Below are 25,167 nucleotides of genomic sequence, written 5' to 3' on the forward strand. Positions count from 1 at the left end.
TTTTAAATATCTATGTTTCTTGCCTCAAGAGCGTGTTTTGTAATAAAATCCTTTCTTGGCTCTACCTGATCTCCCATTAATATCGTGAATATCTCATCAGATTGAACCGTATCTTCCACTGACACCTGAAGCAGCGTCCTCTTTTCAGGGTCCATTGTTGTTTCCCACAGCTGCGTAGGATTCATTTCGCCAAGACCCTTGTAACGCTGGATTGAAAGCCCTTTTCTGGCTACGCTGTAAACATAATCAAGCAGGGCTGAGCTTGTTTCAATTTCCCTGACGCCTTCCTTTGTCACGGCTTTATATGGAGATTCGCCAAGTTCATCTATGATGCCGTATAAATTTTCAAGCTCTTTAAACTCAGGAGATGAGAGGAAATTTGCGTCAATGATTATTTTGCTGGCGTTGTATGTAATCTCAACAGCATAAGTATCATGCTCTTCATCCGTATAAATCTCGCCTGCAGCAACTTCAGGAATATCTTTTTTAATTGAGGCTATTGCTTTTTCAAAATTCTTTTTATTCTTCAGTATGTCTTTGTTGAGTCCAGCCTTTAAAAACGATTTTAATATCTCGGGGTTCTTCCTTCTTCGTTCGAACCACTCCATTAATTTTTCAAACTTTGAAAGCCTTTTCAGATAAGGCAGCAATGCCTTGCCTCTTACCTGCTGATCTTTTATAGATATCTCAAGATCATCGGATGCAAGCTCAAAGAGCATTCTCTGCATTTCTGATTCGTTTTGCACATATTTTTCTACTTTGCCTTTCTTAACCTTGAAAAGCGGCGGCTGGGCAATGTACAGATAGCCCTGTTCTATTATCTGCGGCATCTGTCTGTAGAAAAATGTAAGAAGCAGTGTTCTTATGTGCGCGCCGTCAACATCAGCATCTGTCATTAGTACAATTTTATGATAGCGTACTTTTGCAATATCAAAATCCTCGGTGCCTATCCCTGCTCCAAGCGCAGTTATGAGAATCCTTATCTCTTCTGAAGCAAGCATCTTATCAAATCTTGCCTTTTCAACATTTAGGATCTTACCTCTTAGCGGCAGTATTGCCTGATTGCGTCTGTCTCTTCCCTGTTTGGCAGAACCTCCTGCTGAATCACCCTCCACTATGAAAATCTCCGAAAGCGCAGAGTCTTTCTCAGAACAGTCAGCAAGCTTTCCAGGAAGACCGCTATCGTCAAGTGCGCCTTTTCTTCTTGTGAGTTCTCTTGCCTTCCTTGCAGCCTCTCTTGCTCTTGCAGCCTGTACTGCCTTCTCTATAATCTTTCTTGCAACAGAAGGGTTTTCTTCAAAATATGTTCCCAGCACATCATTTACTATCGACTCAACTATGCCTTTTGCCTCGCTGTTGCCAAGCTTCATCTTTGTCTGTCCTTCGAATTGCGGGTTCGAGAGTTTGACGCTGATCACTGCTGTGAGACCTTCTCTTATGTCTTCCCCTGAAAGCGCTGCATCTTTCCCGTTCTTCATAATTCCAGAAGATGCTGCATAGCTGTTTGCTGTTCTTGTAAGCGCTGATTTAAATCCTACAAGGTGAGTTCCGCCTTCTTTTGTATTAATGTTGTTTGCAAATGTGAAAATGTTTTCTGCATATCCGTCGTTGTACTGAAGAGCAACCTCCGCCACTATATTCTCTTTTTCGCCTTTTACATAAATAGGCTTTGGATGAAGAGAAGTTTTGTTTTTATTAAGATGCTCAACAAAAGATACAATGCCGCCCTTATAATGGAATTCCTGTGTTTTGTCTGTTCTCTCGTCATGAAGGGAAATCTTTAAACCATTGTTAAGGAATGCCAGCTCTCTTAATCTCTGAGAAAGAATATCATAGCTGAAATCTGTTGTCTCAAATATCTCAAAATCAGGCTTGAAAGTTATTTTTGTGCCTCTGCTTTTTGTCTTGCCAACAACTGCAAGCGGCGCAGAAGGTTTGCCTCTGTCAAAGTGTTGCTGGAATACTTTCCCATTCTGTTTTATTTCAAGATCGAGCCATTCTGAAAGCGCATTCACAACCGAGACACCTACTCCATGAAGTCCTCCGGAAATTTTGTATGCCTTTGATTCGAATTTGCCGCCTGCATGCAGCTCTGTTAACGCAATCTCGGCTGCTGTGCGCTTTTCAGGATCTCCTGGATGAGGATCTGTTGGTATGCCTCTTCCATCATCTATGACTGTGCAGCTGCCATCATGATGCAGTATGACCTCAATATTGCTGCAAAAACCTGCCAGAGATTCGTCCACACTGTTATCAACCACTTCATATACAAGATGATGCAGCCCTTCAGGACCTGTAGAGCCTATGTACATCGCAGGTCTTTTTCTTACGGCGCTAAGACCCTTTAGTATTTTTATATCTTCAGCGCAATAGGATTCTTTTTCCTGTATGTTATCTTCGTTCTCTGTCTGATTTATCTCTTCCTTCTTAGCCATTCTTTCCTCTCTTTAGATTGAACTATAAATATCCCTAAACCCTCATAGGCATTATTACGCATCTGTAATTTTCATTGCCTTCTTCTTTAAGCAGAGTTGGGCTCAAAGGATCTTGAAGCTCAAATACAACTTTTTCTGCAGCCATTGCGGTTAGTGAATCTATAAGATATTTTGCATTAAATCCAAGCGACAACTCTTCTCCTTTATAATCAATCTTTACCTCATCTTTTGCCTCTCCAAGGTCAGGGTTTGATGCAGATATTGCCATTAATCCATCAGCAACATCCACTTTTACAGCATTGCTTTTTTCCCTGCTCATTACAGAAACTCTGCGCAGAGCTTTTATGAACTCGCTTCTGTTGATTTTTGCCTTTTTTTCGTTATTAGAAGGAATTACCTGTTCATAATTGGGATATGTTCCTTCTATCAGTCTTGTAAGAAGCTGCAGGCCTTCTATCTGAAACATCATATGGCTTGAACCTATGACAACTGTAAGTTTATCTACATCTTTGTCAAGAAATTTTCTTACCTCTGATGCTGCCTTTCTTGGAACAATTACTTTTTTATCTTCTTTTAGATTAGTGCTCAGCTTTTTTGTAATACATGCCAGTCTATGTCCGTCAGTGCCAACTACGGTAATATCAGCCTGCTTTGCGCGCACATGAAAAAGAATGCCGTTCAATGTATATCTTGTATCGCTTTCTCCTGCAGCATAAATGCTCTTTTCTATCATTTCTGTAAAGCCCTTTGTCTCAATCTGCATCTCTTCGCTGTTTTCCATGCCGGGCCATGCAGGAAAATCGTCTGCGGTAAGGCATGCAAGCTTAAACTTGCTCATGCCTGCCTGTACTTTCATCCATTGGCCATCTTCTGAATCCATTTTTATTTCTCCGTCCACTTCACGGACGATTTCGAACATTTTTCGGGCAGGGATGCATAGCCTTCCTTCTTTTTCTACTTTTATCTCTATAGGCTCTTTTATGGCTGTCTCAAGGTCTGTTGCAATAATGTAAGAACCCTTCTTTCCTGCATCCAGGAGAAAATGGCTTAATATCGGCATTGTATTTCTTTTTTCAACAATATTCTGAATATCAGAAAGTTTCTCCTGCAGCTCCTCCTTTAAAACGCTCAGCTTCATAAAGCCTCCTTACGGTTTTATTTTATGCAACAGGGTTTCAATCATCCTGTTAAAGTTATCGTCTTTTGTACGTTTTTCGTCCACCTGTTTGCAGGCATATATAACTGTCGAATGATCTTTTCCGCCCATGCTCTTGCCGATGTCGCTTAATGACGCCTGTGTTATTTGTTTGCATAGATACATTGCAATCTGTCTGGGAAGCGCTATCTCTTTTGTTCTTTTTCTGGCCTTGAGATCCTGCATCTTCAGTCCAAAATATTCGCAGATTGTTTTTTGTATCTGTTCAATATTGACAGGCCTTTCATCATAATGAATAAAATCTTTTAGTGTGCTTTTGGCCATTTCTACATCTATTGGGCTTCCTGTTAGCGCCGCCTGTGCGCCTAATCTTATTAGGCTGCCTTCCAGCTCCCTAATGTTTGTTTTTACTTTCGATGCTATAAAATGCACAACTTCTTCTGACAGATTTATTCTCTCCATTGCGCTCTTTTTGTATATTATTGCCACCCTTGTCTCAAACTCAGGGGGCTGTATATCCGCAATCAGACCCATACTGAAACGTGAACGCAGCCTGTCTGTAATATTCTTGATATCCTTTGGGGGTCTATCGCTGGATATCACAATTTGTTTCTGTTTTTCATAAAGAGTGTTAATCGTATAAAAAAGTTCTTCCTGCGTTGCTGCTTTATTTTCTACAAACTGGATATCATCGATCAGCAGTAAATCAAGGTTACGGTATTTTTTTTTCAAATCTTCTGTTTTTCCATGTCTTACTGCCGAGACAACTTCATTTGTAAATTGTTCTGCTGGTACATAAAGGACATTAACATCTTTTTTTGTATCTATAGTATCGTTTCCTATCGCACTGATAAGGTGTGTTTTTCCCAAGCCAACACCGCCATAGATGAAAAGCGGATTGTATACCTTTCCTGGCGCATCGGCAACTGCTTTTGCTGCTGCTTGAGCGAACTGATTACTTTGTCCGCTTACAAAATTTTCAAAAGTGTATTTTGGATTAAGATAGATTCCCTTGCTAGCAAGCTTTGTCTTCCTGTTTTCAAGCTTTGCCTCCATCCGTTTTATTTCAATGTTTTTCTCTTTCTCTGCGATCTTTAACTTTATATTTATGGGATTACCAAGCATTCCTTCTAAAACATCCGAGATCAACACTGGGTACGAATCCTCTATCCATTCTTTGAAAAATCTATTTGGAACTTCTACAGTAATTAGCTGTTCTTTGTCGCCCTTTCGGAAATCAGAGAGCTGCAATGGCTTAATCGGTTTAAACCACAGTTCAAAAAGGTTATTTCCAACCTTTTCTTCGATTGTAGTGAGGCATTTTTCCCAAAGTTCATCTATATTCATTTTCAATTTAGTGTTTATCAACAAATTATTAACAAGTGTTAGTATTTCCCTACGGTTGGTGCCATATTATATCCGATACGTTTGCACATAAGCAAGGATGCTGTCGGTACATTTGTTAATATTTTGTGTGTTTCTTGGAAAGTGTTTTAACTCGACATTTCCTTAAGACTTCCTCATAATACTACCAACACCTTTATATGGTTTAACTTCTTGATATTAAATGTTTTTTTAGTTATTAACAAACTCTACTTCTACTACTATTAAAGTATATTTATATAGAAAGAAGTATAAGTCTAAGGCTTATTTTTTTTATTTTTAAGATACCCTGTTATGAAACTATCAATTTCACCGTCCAAAACAGCGCTGACATTTCCTATTTCTAACCCAATCCTATGGTCTTTTATAAGACAATATGGATTAAGAACGTAAGATCTTATCTGACTGCCCCATGCTATGTCTTTTTTATCTCCAACGATGCCTTTAATTTTGGATTCCTTATCTTTAATGGAAATATCGTATAGCCTTGACCTAAGAATCTTAAATGCAGAAGCCTTATTCTTATGTTGAGACCGCTCATTCTGGCATGTAACAACAATGCCAGTTGGGATATGGGTGAGTCTTACAGCAGAAGAAGTTTTATTTACATGCTGCCCTCCAGCGCCTGATGCACGAAATGTATCAATACGGATGTCGTCCTCATTTATCTCTATATCAATATTATCCTCTATCTCTGGATATACAAGCACAGCGGCAAAAGAGGTATGACGCCTCTTATTGGCATCATAAGGAGATATTCTGACAAGCCTGTGAACACCGACCTCTCCCTTCAAAAATCCATAAGCATAGGAGCCAGTGAACATGATCGTTGCACTCTTAATCCCTGCTTCTTCACCAGGCTGCAGATCAGTAATTTCAGTCTTAACTCCGTGCTTTTCAGCCCACCTAAGATACATTCTCATCAACATCTGCGCCCAATCCTGGCTCTCGGTTCCCCCAGCTCCAGGATGGATCGTAAGGATGGCATTATTAGGATCCATTTCCTCAGAAAGCAGATGCTTTATCTCGAGTTCTTCTATTGTTGTTCTGAGAGTCTGAAGTTCCTGATTAATTTCAGCAAGAAAAACAGCTCCCTCTTCCTCTTCCAATATTTTCATGGATTCTTCAAGGTAAGAAAATTTTTCCGCTACAGCTGCAAAAGGATTGAGAAGGATTTCTATATATGCCTTACGTTTTTGCAGTTCCTTCATCTTCTGAAGCGAAGACCATGAAGCGGAATCCGAAAGCGCTTTATTTATATCTTCAATTTCCTGTTTAAGTTTAGGTATGTCAAAGATAACCTCTGAGTGCTTCGATCTTTGCCTTAAGATTTGAAAGATCTTCTTTTAGTTCTGCTGGTATTAACATACTACCTCCGTTTCGACGAGTTTGTTATTAATAAAATAGCAATTACAATAAAAATGTAAGAAAATAGATCACCAAACCTCGAATAAAAACTATTTGTTTTGTCTGTTGCTATATTCATAGTCATAACTGCTGGTTTAAAAAGTTGTGAAGTCGCAAGTATCTGACCATTGCTGTCAATAAAACCGGAGATTCCAGCATTGGCTGCTCTTATAACAGGTTTTCTGTTCTCAACAGCACGGAAAACAGCCATGCTGAAATGCTGGTGAGGTCCTGCCGTACTTCCAAACCAGGCATCATTTGTTATAGCGACCATAAAGTCGCCGCCCTTTGCAAAAAACTTTCTTATCAGTCCGGGGAAAACCATTTCGTAGCAGATGCTTATGCCGAAACTTCCATAAGCTGTCTCAGCTCTAAGTGTATGATCTCCCGGAACAAAATCTCCGATGCTTACGACTAATTTATCTACAAAAAACAGAAAATTTCTTAACGGAACATATTCCCCAAAAGGAACCAGATGTATTTTATCGTAGATGAAACTGGGCTTGCCATCAGGCGCAAGCAGTACAGCACTGTTTGATAAAGCAGGCTTAAAAGAGACAGAAGACTGTTCTTTCATCAGTACACTGCCAAATAGCAGATAGGCATTTAAAGTTTTTTGAAAATCGATAAGTTCCTGGGTTAATGTGACGTCATAATTAAAATAAAAAGGGATGGAAGATTCTGGCCAGACGATAATATTAGGCGATTCTGCCGCAGCAGTCAGGGACATATTTTTGTATGTGTCCAAGACATTACGCTGATATGCAGCATCCCATTTCCTGTCCTGCTCTATATTACCCTGAACAATGCTTACACGAACCGATTTATCAGTACGGTTTTCTGCAAGACGGAAATAACCATAAAAAAATACAAAAAAAACACAAAATGACAATATAAAAACTCCGGCAGTTGTCTGAGATAAGGAAAACAACGGCATCTGGCGAAGCCGTTTTTTAACAATAAATATGTCTGCAATAGCGCCATTTACAGCCAATATCAAGAAAGAGATGCCATAAACACCTGTTATGTCAGCAATCTGTATCACTTCAAGAAATCTGTACTGCGAATATCCAATGATGGACCATGGGAAACCAGTTATTGCGTATGTGCGAAGATATTCAAGCGAAACCCAGAACACAGGCCCAAGAAGAAGAGCAGGATATCTGGTTGTTGATATCTTCCAGGAGAAAAATACTGCAAAGAGCGCTGGATATAAGCTCAGGTAAAGACACAAGAGCAGGACTATTCCAAGGCTTGGTATTAACGATATCCCGCCATAATGATTTATAGAATGAGAGATCCAATACAGCGTGCCGAAGAAATAAAATATTCCAAGAACAAAGCCGGACCGAAATGCCTCAGAAGAATTTTTGTTAAGAAGCGAGACAAGAAAAGGGACCAGCGCTATCCACGCCAAGTATGAAAGATTAAATAATGGGAAGCAGAATATCAGCGCTGTGCCTGATATTGCAGCAGAAGCATAGTTATTGAAAATTTCTTTAATAGTTCTCATAACTTGACAATGAAAAGAACAAGAGTTTATAGTTTATATCCATGGGCAGTTAGCTCAGTCGGTAGAGCAGAGGCCTGAAAAGCCTCGTGTCCGCAGTTCGATTCTGCGACTGCCCACCATGAATTTTATTCTTCTGCCTGTCTTAGAGTCAAGGACATTCAAATAAGCTCAGAATAATATTCAATACTGATAACAAAATATTCTTTCTGAATTAATCGGCATTTTCAGGAGAAGAAAATTGAAAAGGTTCGTATTTTGTTATGCGGTTCCTGCCTGCTTTTTTGGATTCATAAAGAGCCTGATCAGCCTTTGTAATTATTGCTTCTATTGTTTTGCCGTCAGACGGAAACTCCGCAATCCCGCCGCTTATCGATATGAAACCTGAAAACTGTTTTTCTCTATGGGCAAAAGGGTATGATTCAATTATTTTTCTGAGTTTTTCCGCATATAACATAGCGTTTATTTTTCCTGTATTTGAGAGCAGAGCAATGAATTCTTCACCGCCATAGCGCGCAACAATATCAGTTCCCCGGGTATTTTCTTTTAAGATAACTCCAAGCTGCTTTAGCAGTTTATCTCCTTCGACATGACCATTTTGGTCGTTATAATTTTTGAAATAATCGATATCAAAAATAAGCACGGATAAAACTGAATTATAGCTCAATGATTTTTGCGCGATTTCAGCGGCTCTTTCCAAAAAGAAATGTTTGTTATAAAGACCTGTCAGCGAATCTGTTATGGCCTCTTTCTTTGCGGTTGTCAGATAATCGCAGTTTTGCAATGCAACAGCAGCAAGATCTGATATCATTGCAAGAAAACGTTTTTCGTTCCCTGTCTGGGATGCAGCCTTAATTTTACCAATGCCAAGCACGCCTATAACACCAAGAAGAGTATTTTTATAGATTATCGGTATGCTTAGTTCCAGGTTTTCATCAGGGAGGGGCTTGTGAATCTGTTCTTTTGATGTTATCAACTTGCTTGCTGCTGCTTCTCCGATTACTCCTTCGCCTAAATCTACGGATATGCTTTTTTTCTTGTTAGATCCAAAAGCAGCAACAAGGTCGAGCTTCTCGCTCGATTTATTGAATATATAGAGTTCCACAGCATCGGTATCAACAAGATTTTTTGTTAGTCTGAGTATTGAAGAAATTATTTCGTCAAAAGTAAGATTTGAATTTAAATGTTTTACAGCCTCGGGAAGTTTAATAAGAAAATCCAGATATTTTTCTGCTTTCTGCTTTAGGTCCTCGACTTCTCTCTGGAGACCTTTTCTGTGGTGTTCAGAAAGCATTAGCTCGCGCTGCATCCGTTTTTGGTCTGAAGCAAAACTTTCTTTTTCAATAAAAGAACCGATTTTTTTACCTGAGAAAAAAGCTATCGAAGCGATTACTGCTAAGATTCCGATGAAAACAAGTAAAAGTTCAAAGTCCAGTTCGTTCATATTTATCCCCTAAAAAATTATATAATATTAAACAAATAATTCAACTTTTATTTTGATAGAAAAATAAAGACAAAAATGCTATAGTTACAAAATGCGAAAAACTAGAATAATTATAACGCTGGCTGTATTGTTAAATCTTGCAGTAATCTCGTATGCATTCAGCGCCGAAATCGCAGGACATGAATGCACAAAGTGCCATGTTTTAACCAAAGAAGAAGCAAAAAATGCTCTGAAAAATCCATTCCCGGATGCAAAGATAATCGAAGTTTTGGCGTCTCCAATAAAAGGCGTTTGGGAGGTTGATTTCGAGTCTAACGGGAAAAAAGGATTAATCTACCTTGATTATTCAAAGATGCTGGCAACCCCTGCAATATATGATTTGAAAGCAGGAACTAATCTGACAGCAGAGAGAAATTATCAGCTGAATAAGATCGATATGTCGAAAATCCCTCTTAATAAAGCGCTTGTGATGGGGCAAAAGAATGCCAAAAATAAAATAATTGTTTTTACTGATCCTGATTGTCCTTTTTGCGGAAAACTTCATCAGGAAATAAAAAAAGTTATAGAGAAAAGAAAGGACATTGCGTTTTATCTAAAGCTTTATCCTTTGGTAAAAATACATCCTGACTCATATAAGAAATCAAAAACAATTATATGCCAGAAATCAATAGCGCTTCTTGAAGATAATTTTGAAGGCAAAAGCATCCCTGAAAAAGAATGTAATACTAGTGAGGTAGATGACAATATAAAGCTTGCAGAACAATACGGAATAACAGGCACTCCAGCTATAATTCTTCCTGACGGCGGGATTCTCCCAGGGTATAAAGACGCAGAAACATTAATAAAAATTATTGACAGTAAAATCTGATTGAACTTAAAACATTCAAGCGATTTTAATAAACTTTACCCACCAAGGGCAAAATGTTTGGAGCCGATAAGCTAGATTATCTCCAAAATTTATTTCTTTCAGCGCGCTGGAAGGGGCGCTTCAAAACACTTACCGATACTACTGGTTTTAATCTCAGCATCATGTCAGAACAAGGCACATCTATTTTTTCCACAGAAGGTCATCCCTCAATATGCAGGGCATTGCTTGCAAATGATGGTTTTAGAACAAAATGTAATTCTTACTGCAACAGCAATGTATCTGAGGCAATCAGCAAAAACAGCAGTATAATTTATAAGTGTTATGCAGGAGTGATGAGTTTTGTTCTTCCTCTGGAATATATGCAGGAGCGGGCAGTAATTCTCGGTCAGGGATCATTTTCTGATTACGAAGATTTTAAGGAATTTACAAAGCAACTCTCATCTTTTGTCAATGAAATGCCGATAGTTGGTCCTATAAAATTCACCAGCTCCGAGCATGCTACAAATGTATGCAAACTGGTGGACAGCTCTATAAACCATCTTCTTAAGAGCAGCCAGGAAACTATTATTTTGAAAAAAAAGATAGATGTTCTAAAAGAAGTCCTTGGGATGTGGGACACGGGCTTAAAAGATAAATCAGAAACAATTTTTAAACACATAGTAACCAATCTTTTTTCTCTGCTTGACTTAGAGCATGCTACTATTTTCCTCCTCGATTATGAAAGGGGAGAATTTATTAGCCAGCATACTATTAAAAAAGATAAAAAAACAGAGATTTTCCATATAAAAAGCAATGATATTATAGTTCAAGAATTCAAAAGAGGTAAGACACATATTTCCTCAACAGAAGCTTCAATCGCTGCAAGAATACATTTCCTTAAAGGAATAAAAACATACTATTTTTTTCCGATAACTATAGGTCACAGGCTCGAAGCAATTCTTGGAATTTTTGATTTGCATTTGAAAGAGAGCGACATTAACATTATAACCGGCTTTTGCAGACAGGCCGCGCTGCGGATAGAAAATCACAAATTGCGAGGCGAGCTTAACAGCAAGCTTGCGAAATTCACCAGTATTTCAACTGCAAAAAAAGATATAGAATTAGTTCTTAGTTATGAAAAACTTCTGGAAATCCTGCTGGATAAATCAGCAGAACTTCTTAAGGCAGAGCAGGGATCATTAATGCTGGTAGAGCGTGAGACCGAAAATCTTTTGTTAATATCAAATAAAGGTTTTAAAAATGGAATTCCAGTGCAGCACAGTATTCCAAAGGGAAAGGGGATAGCAGGAAGAGTTGCTCAGTACGGGGAGCCTTTTCTTGTAAGAGATCTTGAGAATGACCCGCGCATAATGCAAAAAAACAGAGACAATTACAAAACAAAATCATTCATAAGCGTGCCTATTAAAGTAGGCAATCGCATAATCGGCGTGCTTAATCTTTCTGACAAGACAACAGGTGAAGTGTTTAATGAAGAAGATCTTGAATTAATACAGTCTTTCACATCTCATGCTGCTATTGTTATTGAACGGAATGTTTTCTACAAGCAGACAGAGGAGCTCAAGACACTTGCGATAACAGATTCTCTGACAGGACTGTTAAATCGCAGATATCTGGATGAAAGACTTGAAGAAGAACTATCACGCGCCAATAGATACAAACGGCCGTTAAGCATATTGCTATTGGATATTGACGGCTTTAAAGATTATAATGATAAACTTGGACATTATATTGGCGATATGGTACTTAAGGGTATTTCGGATATACTCTGCAACAATGTAAGAACGATGGATATCGTAGCCAGATATGGGGGCGATGAATTTGTTGTAATACTACCTGAGACAGACAGTGCGCTGGCGCTAACAATAGGAGAGAGAATAAGAAGTGATGTTGCAGAAACAAAAATAGAGCCGGAAAATTTATCGCTGACAGTAAGTATTGGGATCGCATCTTTCTCAGAAAATAATAATACTGCAGACCAGCTTCTTAAAAATGCAGATAAAGCTCTTTATCGTTCTAAAGGGAAAGGAGGGAATAGAGTAGAGTTGAGCTCATAACAGTATGCCATTGAGGATACTTCAGGAAAAAGATTTTTTTGGCAGAGAAAACGAGCTGTCAGCCTTATACCGTAAAGCGCTTGATACTGAAAAAGGCAAGGCTCAGAGTATATGCCTTTCCGGATACAGCGGAACAGGCAAGACAGAGATACTAAAACAGCTTTTTAATTATTTGTTTTGGAAACAGGACAGAATAGCTCCATTTTATTATGCGGTAAATAATGCACTCTTAGCAGTTTCAGATTTTTCACGCGATTATCTGATGCGTTTCATATGCCAGCGAATTGCCTTTGAAGACAAGGAATCAGAATTAATAAATATTGAAGGACTTTCGTTTGAAGGTCTTACGTCGGTTTTAGAAAGAAAAAAAGCAACTTGGGCAGTCGAGATTATTGACAGGTACAGCCAGTGTAAGGAGCCTGTTGATCTTCTCAGGGTAGCATTAGGAGCTCCTCTATATGCAGCTCTTGCAACAGGTGTTTCTGCTGTTGTTATGCTCGATGAATTTCAGAGATTCAGAAACCTTCACATCGATGCTCATGCCGAACCAATGCTGGTGTCGCTATTTGAGCCTCAAATGTCTTTTGGAAAAACACTATACGTTGTTACAGGAAGACAGGCTGAGATACAAGAAATGCCTGTAATAAGCAGTCAATCCAGGATCAATGTGCGTCCGCTTATGTTAAGAGATACACAGGCAATGTTTGCCTCGATTCTTTCAGAATATGAGCTAAGATCTGATTCCTTGCCGGGCAATCTTTTGAATCATCTTGGCGGAAATCCTTTTTACATAAAATGTGTTGCCAGAGAAGCAGGATTCAGCAAAAAATCCGGGAGCAAGGATTTATGGAAGGCGTACATAACTGAAATAACAAAAGGCAGTATCTGTCGTTATTGGGAAGCTGTTTTGAAAAACTATTTTCCAGAACTAGATGACAGGAAAAGAGCGCTCGAAATAATAAACAAAATTTATCATACAGGAGAACAGCTTAATTCTCTGCGTTTGGCAAAGGCCTTTTCTCTTGATAATAGGGAAATAGACACAATAATGAGACAGCTGTATCTCTCAGGATTTGTAAACGGGGAATTTGGCGTTCTCAAAGTACCAGATGACAGAGTTCTCATAGATTTCGTCGACTGCATCTACAAAAGAGAGATAACAGGGAAAACCTATAATGACATCGAAACACAATTATTATTAAAAGCAATTGACGGAGAAGCAAAAAAATTATCCTATGAGATAACGATTCCCATGCAAAAAGAGGCAGAACTCGTTGCTGCCCAGTGCCTTGAGCAGATAGGAAAGAACCTGCTTTTGGATCAGGAACTCATAGGGCAGCTACAATTAGCCGTAATAGAGGCGTGCATCAATGCAATCGAACACAGTAAAGGACAAGAGAAAAAGATATTTATTACTTTTGACATGTATGAACGTTATCTCGAGATGGGGATAGAAAGCTCTGGAAGAGATTTTATATCCCAAGAAACTGGAGAGCCATTCAGCGGCAAGCCGCCGACTGGAAAAACAGAAAGGGGGTGGGGAATAAAATTAATGAAGAATTTTGCAGATTCAGTGCGGTTTGAGAAAACTGACAGAGGCACCAAAGTTGTGCTCGTAAAAAATCTTCCAAGCGGGATAAAAATCAATATCAATCAGGAGGCGGATAAATCAGGTGAATAATTTTTCAGTAGTTGTAAAAAACCTCAAAAACGCAGTGATTATTCTGCCAAAAGGCTATGTGAATGATCTTGGAGCCGAACGACTAGAAGACACATGTGATAGATATCTGGAGAAAGGAATTAACAGGATTATTATAAATTTTTCAGAAATGCAATTTATTAACAGTATTGGCGCATCAATATTTACAGGAATAATAAAAAAAACTTTGGATAACAATATAAAGATTTGTTTTACCAATATGAAAAAAATACATAATGATGTTTTTCATATGCTTGGAATAACAAAACATGTAAAAGTGTTCAAGGATGAACATGAAGCAATTAATTTTTTGAACGGAGACTAAAGTGCTCGAAAAACTAGGACTACAAAGGCTTTTTTTCAACATATCATCTTTAGTTGATCTTAGTCAGGAGGTTACGTCATCCAAGGGGTTTGATGACAAAATGAAAAGCTCTCTCTATGTAGTGACAGGCATGTTTTCAGTGCCTGAGGCAGCGCTTCTGGTTTATAATGCGAATAAAAGCGATCTGGAACTGCATTCATCAAAAGGATTAAAAGAGGCAAAAAACGTTTTTTTAAAAATAAAACTAGGGCAGATAAAGAAATTTGCGAAGAATGAGGCAGTAAATTTAAACGGTTATTCTGGAAACGGATTTTATAAAGAGAATGAAAATAACTTTAAAAAACTTAAAACAAAAATATTCATACCTCTTTTCGCAAAAGGCGAATTTGTCGGAGCACTAAGCCTTGGCAAGAGACTTTCAAGAACAACATTTCTTAAGAGTGAAAAAACTGCTCTTAAGGTTGTTGTGAACCAGATGGCAATAGCGCTGTATAATTTATCTCTTTTCAAGAAACTCACCGTCAAAGTGCAGGAAAACGAAAAAATGTATGAAAACATGCGCCTGATATACCATGACACAATACAGGCATTTGCAGCTGCAATTGATGCAAAAGATCCATATACGAGAAATCACTCATACAGAGTCGCAACATATTCAGTTGCAGTGGCAAAAGAACTTAGATGGAAAGAAAGAGATGTGGAAGGGATATATATTGCTGGACTTCTTCATGACATTGGCAAAATAGTAATTGATAAGAAAGTAATAAACAAGGATCACAATCTTACTGAATTCGAAATAGAGGAGATTAAAAAACACCCTGGGTTTTCTTTTGATATTCTCTCAAAGATCAAACTGCCGTGGGAGGATGTGATATATTTTGTTAAACATCATCATGAAAGGATTGACGGCAACGGATATCCTGATCACCTGAATGGCGCAGGGCTGAATGATGGGATGAAAATATTGGCGCTTGCTGATGCGTTTGATGCAATGACAACTGACAGACCATATAGAAAAAAACTAACGCTTTTGGAGACACTGGAAGAAGTAAAAAATTGTCTTGGAACACAGTTCGATAGAAAAATATCAAAGGTTTTTTTCAAGGTGCTCCAAAAAGAATTAAACGGACACGCAAAAGAGGCTCAAATTATTCCGCATCTTGATAAGAACTTTGATCCAAAGGTCATTACAGCGCTTCTTGAAAGCCTTATTGAGCAGTTAAGAATGCCATTACCTGAAAAGTTATGATGAACAGATTCCAGAGATATAAATATGGATGCACAGAAATATTCGAAACAGTTAGGAGGGAAAGATGAGCATATTTAACATCTTTAAAAGGAAAAAAACCATCGGAGTTTTCACTTCAATCGCAATCGCAGTTTTCTCGGTTATTTCTATTCTACATCTGATAAGATTTATTTTCTGTTGGGAAATAACGGTCAATAGCATCAATATCCCTGTATGGCTCAGCGCCCTGGGATTCATAATTGCAGGCGGACTTGCGTTTATGCTCTGGAAAGAGGGACGCAGATAGCAAAATGATAAATATGGTGCCGGTGGGGAGAATCGAACTCCCACGGGGTTGCCCCCACCGGATTTTGAGTCCGGCGCGTCTGCCAGTTCCACCACACCGGCTGTTTATTAACTAAGAATTTTCAAAAAAACCAATTCTGCGAATGCGTTTATAACGGTCTTCAATTAAATCTTCTGCGGATTTTGCGCTTAATTCTCCGATTGAATTAATGATTATATCTGATATATTTTTCGCGACTATAGCAGGGTCTTTATGCGCTCCGCCAAGAGGCTCGGGAATTATACTGTCAATGATATTAAATTTAAGCAGATCCTGAGCAGTAAGTTTTAAGGCATCAGCAGCTTTTGAATACGACTCTGTTTTCAGATCTCCGTTCTTTTTCCACAATATCGCTGCACAGCCCTCAGGGGATATAACAGAATATACAGAGTGTTCCAGCATATAAAGCCTGTCAGCGACTCCAAGCGCTATTGCTCCGCCGCTTCCTCCTTCGCCGATTACGAACGAAACAACAGGGGTCTTCAGCTTTGACATTTCCATTAAATTAGTTGCAATTGCCTCAGACTGTCCTCTTTCTTCAGCGCCAATACCGGGATAAGCGCCCGGAGTATCAATCAGCGTTATAACAGGTTTTTTGAATCTTTCGGCAAGCTGCATAAGGCGCAGGGCTTTTCTGTATCCTTCAGGATTGGGCTGTCCGAAATTTCTGTAGATTCTTTCCTTTGTTGTGCCCCTTCCTTTTTGATGGCCGATAATCATTACAGACATCCCTTTTATTTTTGCAATTCCACCGACTATTGCTGGATCATCATAAAATCTTTTATCACCATGAAGCTCTACAAAGTCTTCGCAGAAAGAATTTATATAGTCAAAAGTGTAGGGGCGGTCAGGATGTCTTGCAATAAGGGTTTTCTGCCATGGAGTGAGCCTTGAAAAAATTTCTGTGCGCATCTCCTCTGCTTTTTGTTCAAGCTTTCTTACAGCAGAGGCTATATTGATATCTTTTTTTGCAGATAGATGCCTGAGCTCTTCTATCTTCAGTTCAAGCTCTTCTATTGGTTTTTCAAATTCTAGATAGTATTTCATAGAAAAAAATTTTGGTGCTCAATAACCAGAACAGCCAGCGCTCTGGTTTAAAAACCATTTACTATTTTGACAGCTCCTTTCCCGAGAATCCCTTCAAGTTTACTTATAAATACCTTGCTGGGATCGATCTGGAATTCTGTTGCTACTAAGATCTGAGAATTATTGCTGTCCAATTTCAGATACAAAGGACATGTTCCTCGATTTTGTGAAAGAAGTCCTTTAATCTGTTCAAGATTCAATCTTTCAGCAACAGGATATTTTATACTAATCTCACATTTTAAGCCATTTCTTGCATAGAGTTTTTCTATTTCTGAGACTTCCTTGAGGATAAGCTTTATCCCTTTTTCTGTTTTATCAATACTCCCCTTGAAGATCAGCGGGAGGTCTTTTTTCAGAAGTCCGATATTGTTTTTATATAGATCGGAAAATACGATGCCCTCTATATGCCCCATTTCATCCTCAATGGTTAAATATGCCATTGTATCTTTTGTGCCTCTTTTCTGAAATTTTTTTATGCTTGTTATAACGCCGGCTATCTGCACTTCCTGCCTGTCAGAAAGATCAATCAGCTCTGAAACTTTTTTTATATTCAATGAAGATAAACTCTTTCTGTATTTAGTCAAAGGGTGGCCTGTGATATAAAATCCAAGAGCATCTTTTTCGTTGCTCAATAGTTCCAGTTCATCCCATTCTTTAAATGTTCCCTCTTCTTCTGAACTGCCAAAGATTGTCTGTTGTCCAAATCCTTTTGAATTCCCGTTGTTCAATACATCCTGCACAACTGACATTGTCTTAGCTCTTGTTGTTCCAATAGAATCAAAAGCTCCAGCCTTGATAAGGTTTTCCATAACTTTTTTATTAACTTTTCGCGCATCTATTTTTTTGCAGAAATCTTCTATTGATGTAAATGAACCAAACTTTTCTTTTGATTCCAGAATTGACTCTATGGCAGCGGAGCCTACGCCTTTTACTGCCTCAAGTCCGAATCTTATGGAATGGCCGATGACTTTGAACTCTCTTCCGCTTTCATTAATATCAGGCGGCAGGATTTCGATGGACATGTTCCTGCATTCGTTTATCATATGAACTATCTTGTCTATATTATCCATGTCAGCGCTCAGGGTTGCTGCCATGAACTCAACAGGGAAATGAGTTTTTAGATAAGCGGTCTGATATGCAACATATGCATATGCAGCGGAGTGTGATTTGTTAAATCCGTATTCTGCAAAAAGCGCCATAAGGTCAAAAAGTCTTGTTGCCTTTTTCTCTGAAATATTATTTGACACAGCGCCTTTGATAAATGCTTCTTTAAGTTTTTCCATCTCTTCAGGTTTTTTCTTACCCATTGCTTTTCTGAGAATATCCGCCTGCCCGAGACTGAAATTAGCAAGTTTATTGGCAATGCGCATAACCTGTTCCTGATAGAGTATTACTCCGTATGTTTCATCAAGCATTTCTTTTAACTGAGGGAGCTCATACTTAACTTTTATCTGACCTTTTTTCCCTTTAATAAAGTCGTCTATCATTCCGCTTCCAATAGGGCCGGGTCTGTAGAGAGCGACTAAAGCTATCAGATCTTCAAACCTGTTAGGCTCCATTTTTACAAGAATATCTTTCATCCCTGAACTTTCAAGCTGGAATATTCCTGTTGTCTGGCCGGAAGAAAGAAGTTTATAAGTTTCCTTATCTTCAAGCGGAATAGTGCTTAAAGATAAATCTTTGCCGCTTTCTTTAATGTACTTGAGTGTTTTATCTATTACGGTTAGTGTTTTCAGACCAAGGAAATCGAATTTAAGCAGACCAATGTTCTCAACTGCATTCATGTCAAACTGCGTTGTGATGCTTTCGTCAGTAGGGTTTTTATACAGTGGAGTGTAATTTGTGAGCGGAGCAGGCGATATTACCACGCCTGCAGCGTGGGTTGAGGCGTGTCTGCAAAGACCTTCAAGCCTCTTTGCTACATCAATAAGATCTTTTATAGGAGGATTATTGTCATAGAGAATTTTCAGCTGCGGTTCTGCTTTTAGAGCATCATCTATCGTGATATTTATTGTATTGGGAACAAGTTTGGCAATCTTATCAACTTCAGCATAAGGCATGTCCAGCGCTCTGCCAACGTCCCTGATTGCTGCCTTTGCAGCCATGGTGCCAAAGGTTATGATCTGCGCAACATGTTCTTTACCATATCTTTCTGAAACATATGATATGACCTCCGGCCGTCTGTCCTTGCAGAAGTCGACATCAATATCAGGCATGTTTATTCTTTCCGGATTCAAAAATCTCTCGAAAAGAAGACCATATTTAAGAGGGTCTAAGGCTGTTATGTCCAGCGCATAAGAAACAAGACTTCCTGCGGCAGAGCCTCTGCCCGGGCCTACAGGAATGCCTTTTTCTCTGGCATGACTTATAAAATCCCAGACTATAAGAAAATAAGACGAATAACCCATTCTTTTTATAACATCCAGTTCCAGATTAAGTCGTTCCTCATATATATCTGGTATATCAATCCCTATTTTTTTCTTTAAGCCTTTTCTGGCAAGTTCTTCAAGAAAGGCATCAGGAGTTTTACCTGTTTCGATCGTATATTCCGGCAGAAGTGTTGTTCCAAGCTTAAAATCAACATTGCATTTTTCCGCGATCAGGCGTGTATTTGTGACCGCCTCTGGAATATCCTTAAAGTATTTTTTCATTTCATCGGGGGATTTGAAATAAAAACCTTCTGAACTGAATTTTAATCTGTTAATCTCAGTGACTGTTTTACCTGTCTGGATGCATATTAGTATGTCATGAGCCCTTGAATCCTCTTTTTTAAGATAATGGCAGTCATTTGTTGCAACCACTCCGATATTAAGTTCTTTGGCAAGCGCAACAAGCTTTATATTCACATTCTCCTGCTCAGAAAGATCATTGTTTTGGATCTCTATGTAAAAATTTTCAGGACCCAAAATATTCTTATATTCTATTGCGATTTCTTTAGCTCTCTCAGGCATATTTTTCTGGATGTAATACGGAACCTCGCCTTTGAGGCATGATGTAAGACCGATCAATCCAGCGCTGTGCTGTTTAAGCAGTTCCTTGTCTATTCTTGGTTTGTAATAAAATCCTTCGAGGTATGCCTTTGTTACAAGAGTCACAAGATTTTTATAGCCGTTATTGTCTTTTGCAAGAAGAATAAGATGAAAAGAAGACTCTTGGTCGGCTGATTTCTCTTTTTCCAACCTGCTGTTAGGAGCAACATAGACCTCGCAGCCGATTATTGGCTTTATCCCTGCCTTGGACACCTTTTTGTAGAATTCAACTGCTCCAAAAAGGTTGCCGTGGTCAGTAATAGCAAGCGCAGGCATCCTGTAAGCCGATGCCAGTTCGATCAACTCATTTATCTTCAGCGCCCCGTCTAAAAGGCTGTATTCAGTATGAAGATGCAGGGGAACATAATCTGAATGTGAATGCATAGAAAATTTTAACCCTATGAATCAAGGCAAGTCAACAAAGTTATTTTAAGCCTTTTTTTTAGAAAAAAACAAAAGCTAAGAAAATTAATCAAAGATAAAGGTTAGATAAGAAATTTGTTTTAACTTTAGTTATGAGCCTTTACAATGCAGAAATTCGAGATTATAATTAGAAGATGAAAAAGCGCATTCTTATTGGATTTTTTATATTATTCATAGGTTTTTTTCTTGGCTGGCTTATATTTTCTCTGTTAGGCATAACCGCAGGCATAGGCCGCTCATCTGTTATGGTAGCGCCGCGCGTGCCAAGCCAGATAATAGAAACATCAAAGGCATTTTCAGAGATAGCAAATGCAGTATCTCCTGTTGTTGTTAATATTTCAACAACAAAGGTTGTAAAAAAAAATTATCAATTTGAAGATCCTTTCTATAATCTCTTTGATCCTTCTTTAAATGAGCCTGGTGCGCCAAAAAAATGGAGAGAGCAAAGTCTGGGCTCTGGAGTAATAGTGTCAGAAGACGGCTATATTGTTACTAATAATCATGTTGTCGAAAAAGCTGATGAGATAAAAGTGCTTCTTTTTGACAAGAGAAGTTTTACCGGTAAAGTCGTTGGCTCAGACCCAAAGACTGATATTGCATTGGTAAAAATCAATGCAAAAGACCTTATAACTGCAAGATGGGGAAATTCGGAGAAATTAGAGGTCGGCGAATTTGTGCTTGCGATAGGCAGTCCATTCGGGCTCAGCCATACTGTTACAATGGGAATCATAAGCGCTATCGGAAGGGTGAGCGTTGGAATTGCAGATTATGAAGATTTTATCCAGACAGATGCAGCAATCAACCCGGGCAATTCAGGAGGCCCTCTTGTAAATATAAAGGGTGAAATTATTGGCATCAATACGGCAATATTTTCAAAAACAGGCGGCTATCAAGGAATAGGGTTTGCAGTACCAAGCAACCTTGTGCGTTTTGTAATCGATGAACTTATTAAGTATGGAAGAGTTATAAGGGGATGGCTTGGTGTATCGATTCAGAAACTTACACCGGAGCTTTCGCAGAAATTTGGGCTTAAAGATATGACAGGCGCTTTAGTTGGCGAGGTTCTAAAAGAAAGCCCTGCTGAAAAGGCTGGGATTATGCGAGGGGATATAATTATTGAATATAATGGTAAAAAAGTTAATAATGCTGATGCGTTAAAAAACATAGTTGCACAGAGCAAGGCGGGCTCAAAAGTGCAGGCCAAGATTTTGAGAAAAGGCAAAGAATATGATATTGCAGTTTCAGTCACTGAATACCCAAAAGAACCGAGTGATTCGGCAGCTGAGCCTTCAGATGCAGTTGCAAAGCGCGAGGCATTAGCAGGGCTTGAAGTAGCCGATCTCACAAAAGACATTGCGCAGCAGTTAGGAATAAAAAGAGATGAAAAAGGAGTTGTTATAGAAAAAGTTGCTGCAGGAAGCGCTGCGGATGAGGCAAAGCTGAAAAGAGGAGATGTGATTCAGGAAATAGACAATAAGAAAATAAACAACACTTCTGATTATAAAAAGGCAGCATCAAACATAAAATCTGGAGACACAGTTCTACTTTTTATTAACAGAGGAGGTCATAAATTTTATGCTGTAATCAAAGCATCATAATAATTTTTTAAAGGGGGTATTTATATGTTTTTTATTATTAGAGTTGCAATTTTCCTTGTTTTTATATCCGGAGGTTATTTACTAGGCAGCAAATACAATGCAGAAATGACAGGCGCGGCATGGGGTGCGCTTGTAGGCGGGCTGGCGTTTTTTATCGAAGAGATACTAAGAAAAGTTTCACTGGGAATGATTATTGGCGGGATATTAGGGTTAACAATTGGAATACTGTTCGCAAATCTTTTGTTATTTCCCTTGAGCATTCTTGTTTCACAGAATATTACGGCTTTAACATTTGTACTTAATGCATTATTTGGATATGCTGGACTGCTTGTAGGACTGAAACGCGGCAAGGGGCTTACGGTCTACGGAATAATAAAGATGTTCAAGGGACAAGGATTTGACGAAAATCTTAAGCTCCTTGATACCAGTGTGATCATAGACGGCAGAATTGCAGATGTGTGTGAAGCAGGATTTATTGAAGGGACATTTATCCTTCCGCAATTCATACTTCAGGAGCTTCAGTATATTGCAGACTCGCCTGATGTGCTTAAAAGGGCAAGGGGAAGGAGAGGACTTGATGTCCTCCATAAACTCCAGAAGATGTCAAATGTTAACGTAAGAATTGTTGATGAGGATTTTCCAAAGATAAAAGAGGTTGATGCAAAACTTGTTGCACTCGGAAGACTGCTTGATGCAAAGGTCATTACTAATGATTTCAATCTCAACAAGATTGCTGAGCTGCAGGGAGTTTCTGTGCTTAACATACATGAACTCGCCAACGCGTTGAAGCCTGTTGTGCTGCCCGGAGAAACAATAAAGGTCTTTATCATTAAAGAGGGGAAAGAGCACAATCAGGGAGTAGCATATCTGGACGACGGAACAATGATAGTCATAGAAAACGCAAAGAGACTTATTGGCAAAAATGTTGATGTGACTGTGACAAGCGTACTGCAGACAACAGCAGGCAGAATGATTTTTGCAAAACTTAAAGAGGAGTATGATAGGGAGTAGGGATATAAATCCCTATAAAAAATTTAATTAAAATTTTTCTGATGAGTGGAAAAAAAATAATAGCGATTGTGCCAGCTGCCGGACTAGGACAAAGGTTTGGGGCTGGCATAAACAAGACATTTAATGAATTTAATGGTCAACCTCTGATACTAACTACACTAATGGTTTTTGAGAATATTCATGAGATATCGGAGGTGATCCCGGTTTTCAAAAAAGAAGATGTGGAAGACGGATTGAGAATAATTAAGGGATCTGCTCTAACTAAAGTAAAGAGAGCTGCCCTTGGCGGAAAAGAAAGACAGGATTCTGTTTTTAACGGCCTCACATTAATTGAAGGCAATACAGACATTGTATTGATACACGACGGAGCAAGACCGTTGGCAGATGAATCAATAATTAAAAATTTAATGAAAGAATTTTCTGATTGCGACGGAGCTGTTTTAGGAGTTCCCTTGAAAGACACCATAAAAGAGGCAGAAGGATGTTTTGTTAAAAAAACTTTGAACAGGGAGATTCTCTGGGCGGTGCAGACACCGCAGATTTTTAACTTCTCTGTATTAATGAATGCATATAAAAAGGCGATGAAAAAGAAATTATATTTTACTGATGATGCGGCAATTGTTGAAAATTACGGCGGAAAAATAAAAATAATAATGGGTTCATACAAGAACATAAAAATAACAACACCTGAAGATATCAAGATAGCAAAGCTTTTTTTAAAAAAGGGCTGCAAGGGAGAAGCGATTTGATAAGAATGGGTTTTGGATATGATTCTCACAGGCTTGTTGAGGGGCGAAAACTTATAATAGGCGGTGTTGAGATCCCTTTTGAGAAAGGTCTGCTTGGACATTCGGACGCAGATGTGCTTTGCCACGCAATAATTGATGCTATACTGGGAGCCATTGGGCTTGGAGATATTGGCAGGCATTTTCCTGATACAGACAATAAATGGAAAGGCGCTTCAAGCCTCAGCCTATTAAAATATACAGTTGAACTTTGTAGGGAAGATGGTTTTAAAATTTCATGGATTGACACAACTATAATTATGGAAAAACCGAAACTCCTTCTTTACATAGAAAATATGAAAGCTAATATTCACAGCGCGGGTATTCCAAGCGGAATGATTAATATCAAGGCAAAAACAAATGAAGGGATGGGGTTTGTCGGCAAAGGAGAAGGCGCCGCAGCTTATGCCGTCTGTGTTTTAGAGAAACTGTAAATCACAAAATCTAATCATAACTCTTAATCTAATGACTGACAATAACCTGGTTATAAATATAAATAAGCCAAAAGGAATAACGTCGCAGCAGACGGTTACAAAGGTCAAAAAAATTCTTTCTGTAAAAAAAGCGGGCCACGCAGGAACTCTTGATCCACTGGCAACAGGAGTGCTGCTGGTATGCGTCAATGAAGCGACCAAAATTTCAAAACTTCTTACAGATGCAAATAAAGAATACACTGCAGTGATGAAACTTGGCGAAAGAACAGATACATTTGATGCTGAGGGCAAAATAATTAAAAAAGTGGATAATTTTTCTATTGGCGAGAAAATGATTATAGAGGTTTTACGGAAATTTACAGGAACAATTGAACAAGTTCCCCCTATGTATTCAGCAGTAAAGATGAATGGCGAGCCGATTTATAAACTTGCCCGTAAGGGAATTGAGATTGAGAGAATTCCAAGACAGGTAACGATATACAGCTTAGATATTATTAAGTACGAACCACCATTTTTAAAAATAAAAGTCTTATGTTCTAAAGGAACATATATAAGAACATTGTGTGATGATATTGGGAATATCCTAGGAGTAGGCGCTCATATAGTTGAACTTACGAGAACAAGATCAGGAGATTTCAACATAGAGAACACAGTTGAATTGAATCAGCTTTCAGATCATTCTAAGGGTTTTTATTCTATAGATGCAGCATTGAAAAATCTGACATCAATCACCCTGAACGCTCCGAACTTTCAGAGAGCTAAACATGGCAGAACAGTAATGAATAATCTTTCCGATATTACCGAGAATTCATACATTAAAATCAATGACCCTGATGGAAGAATTTTTGCAATCGGAAGGATTAAAGGTAAAAAGATTTGCATTGATAGAATGCTTAATCGCATTCCATACAACACTGACAAGACAAAATCTTAAACCAATATATTA

At 38.5% G+C, this 25,167-nt stretch carries 19 protein-coding genes and 2 tRNA genes; 12 read left to right on the forward strand and 9 right to left on the reverse strand.

All coding sequences use genetic code 11. The features are described from left to right. Positions 1-2: 2 nt before the first annotated feature. The 5 genes from gyrB to lnt all read right to left on the reverse strand — a co-directional run bounded on the left by gyrB (position 3) and on the right by lnt (position 7,894). Positions 3-2,435 (reverse strand): DNA topoisomerase (ATP-hydrolyzing) subunit B, encoded by a 2,433-nt coding sequence (gyrB, locus tag LLF28_06040; protein MCE5195001.1) that lies wholly within the window; start codon positions 2,433-2,435, stop codon positions 3-5. Between the two features lie 34 nt (positions 2,436-2,469). Continuing rightward, on the reverse strand, positions 2,470-3,573 hold the full coding sequence (gene dnaN, locus LLF28_06045; protein ID MCE5195002.1) for a DNA polymerase III subunit beta: 1,104 nt from the start codon (positions 3,571-3,573) through the stop codon (positions 2,470-2,472). A 9-nt stretch (positions 3,574-3,582) separates the two neighbouring features. Next, positions 3,583-4,938 carry a chromosomal replication initiator protein DnaA gene (gene dnaA, locus LLF28_06050; protein MCE5195003.1) on the reverse strand — a complete coding sequence of 452 codons (1,356 nt, stop codon included), beginning with the start codon at positions 4,936-4,938 and terminating at the stop codon, positions 3,583-3,585. 293 nt (positions 4,939-5,231) lie between these two features. Further along, positions 5,232-6,342, reverse strand: a protein-coding gene (gene prfB, locus LLF28_06055) for a peptide chain release factor 2 (protein MCE5195004.1) whose coding sequence is annotated in 2 segments (ribosomal slippage) — positions 5,232-6,278 and positions 6,280-6,342 — 1,110 coding nt in all. Because the reading frame shifts where the segments join, the coding sequence is not laid out codon by codon here. A gap of 1 nt (position 6,343) precedes the next feature. After that, on the reverse strand, positions 6,344-7,894 hold the full coding sequence (gene lnt, locus LLF28_06060) for an apolipoprotein N-acyltransferase (protein ID MCE5195005.1): 1,551 nt from the start codon (positions 7,892-7,894) through the stop codon (positions 6,344-6,346). A 43-nt stretch (positions 7,895-7,937) separates the two neighbouring features. Between lnt and LLF28_06065 the strand changes: the two genes are divergently transcribed. Then, positions 7,938-8,013: transfer RNA gene (locus tag LLF28_06065), tRNA-Phe, on the forward strand. Between the two features lie 92 nt (positions 8,014-8,105). On the opposite strand, the gene LLF28_06070 is transcribed toward LLF28_06065, so the two are convergent. Beyond that, positions 8,106-9,335: a GGDEF domain-containing protein gene (locus tag LLF28_06070; protein MCE5195006.1), complete on the reverse strand. Its 1,230-nt coding sequence runs from the start codon at positions 9,333-9,335 to the stop codon at positions 8,106-8,108. A gap of 91 nt (positions 9,336-9,426) precedes the next feature. On the opposite strand from LLF28_06070, the gene LLF28_06075 reads away from it, so the two are divergent. The 6 genes from LLF28_06075 to LLF28_06100 all read left to right on the forward strand — a co-directional run bounded on the left by LLF28_06075 (position 9,427) and on the right by LLF28_06100 (position 15,816). Next, the gene (locus LLF28_06075) at positions 9,427-10,203 is read left to right on the forward strand and encodes a DsbC family protein (protein MCE5195007.1); all 777 of its coding nucleotides are present in this window, start codon (positions 9,427-9,429) and stop codon (positions 10,201-10,203) included. A gap of 53 nt (positions 10,204-10,256) precedes the next feature. Next, positions 10,257-12,257 (forward strand): diguanylate cyclase, encoded by a 2,001-nt coding sequence (locus LLF28_06080; protein MCE5195008.1) that lies wholly within the window; start codon positions 10,257-10,259, stop codon positions 12,255-12,257. Positions 12,258-12,261: 4 nt separating this feature from the next. Continuing rightward, positions 12,262-13,938: an ATP-binding protein gene (locus LLF28_06085; GenBank protein ID MCE5195009.1), complete on the forward strand. Its 1,677-nt coding sequence runs from the start codon at positions 12,262-12,264 to the stop codon at positions 13,936-13,938. Continuing rightward, entirely contained in the window at positions 13,931-14,281 is a 351-nt protein-coding gene (locus tag LLF28_06090; protein ID MCE5195010.1) for an STAS domain-containing protein, read from the forward strand. Before LLF28_06085 ends, LLF28_06090 begins: the two co-directional genes overlap by 8 nt. Before the next feature lies 1 nt (position 14,282). Next, entirely contained in the window at positions 14,283-15,530 is a 1,248-nt protein-coding gene (locus LLF28_06095; protein MCE5195011.1) for an HD domain-containing protein, read from the forward strand. Between the two features lie 64 nt (positions 15,531-15,594). Then, positions 15,595-15,816 (forward strand): hypothetical protein, encoded by a 222-nt coding sequence (locus LLF28_06100; protein MCE5195012.1) that lies wholly within the window; start codon positions 15,595-15,597, stop codon positions 15,814-15,816. Positions 15,817-15,830: 14 nt separating this feature from the next. On the opposite strand, the gene LLF28_06105 is transcribed toward LLF28_06100, so the two are convergent. From LLF28_06105 to LLF28_06115, 3 genes are all read right to left on the reverse strand, one after another. Beyond that, a tRNA-Leu gene (locus LLF28_06105) sits at positions 15,831-15,917 on the reverse strand. Positions 15,918-15,927: 10 nt separating this feature from the next. Then, complete coding sequence (locus LLF28_06110) at positions 15,928-16,902, reverse strand: acetyl-CoA carboxylase carboxyltransferase subunit alpha (GenBank protein MCE5195013.1); 975 nt, start codon at positions 16,900-16,902, stop codon at positions 15,928-15,930. Between the two features lie 47 nt (positions 16,903-16,949). Next, positions 16,950-20,354: a DNA polymerase III subunit alpha gene (locus LLF28_06115; protein MCE5195014.1), complete on the reverse strand. Its 3,405-nt coding sequence runs from the start codon at positions 20,352-20,354 to the stop codon at positions 16,950-16,952. Positions 20,355-20,527: 173 nt separating this feature from the next. Here LLF28_06115 and LLF28_06120 point away from each other — a divergent pair, with 173 nt between their 5' ends. From LLF28_06120 to truB, 5 genes are read left to right on the forward strand one after another with little or no spacing between them, the layout of a single operon-like run. Continuing rightward, positions 20,528-21,991 (forward strand): DegQ family serine endoprotease, encoded by a 1,464-nt coding sequence (locus LLF28_06120; GenBank protein MCE5195015.1) that lies wholly within the window; start codon positions 20,528-20,530, stop codon positions 21,989-21,991. A 24-nt stretch (positions 21,992-22,015) separates the two neighbouring features. Further along, on the forward strand, positions 22,016-23,002 hold the full coding sequence (locus tag LLF28_06125) for a TRAM domain-containing protein (protein MCE5195016.1): 987 nt from the start codon (positions 22,016-22,018) through the stop codon (positions 23,000-23,002). A gap of 41 nt (positions 23,003-23,043) precedes the next feature. Then, positions 23,044-23,751: a 2-C-methyl-D-erythritol 4-phosphate cytidylyltransferase gene (gene ispD / locus LLF28_06130; GenBank protein ID MCE5195017.1), complete on the forward strand. Its 708-nt coding sequence runs from the start codon at positions 23,044-23,046 to the stop codon at positions 23,749-23,751. 5 nt (positions 23,752-23,756) lie between these two features. Beyond that, entirely contained in the window at positions 23,757-24,221 is a 465-nt protein-coding gene (gene ispF / locus LLF28_06135; protein MCE5195018.1) for a 2-C-methyl-D-erythritol 2,4-cyclodiphosphate synthase, read from the forward strand. Between the two features lie 31 nt (positions 24,222-24,252). Then, positions 24,253-25,155 (forward strand): tRNA pseudouridine(55) synthase TruB, encoded by a 903-nt coding sequence (gene truB, locus LLF28_06140; GenBank protein ID MCE5195019.1) that lies wholly within the window; start codon positions 24,253-24,255, stop codon positions 25,153-25,155. Positions 25,156-25,167 lie beyond the last annotated feature (12 nt).

The organism is Nitrospiraceae bacterium, assembly GCA_021373015.1.
Classification (GTDB): Bacteria; Nitrospirota; Thermodesulfovibrionia; order Thermodesulfovibrionales; family UBA1546; genus JAJFTJ01.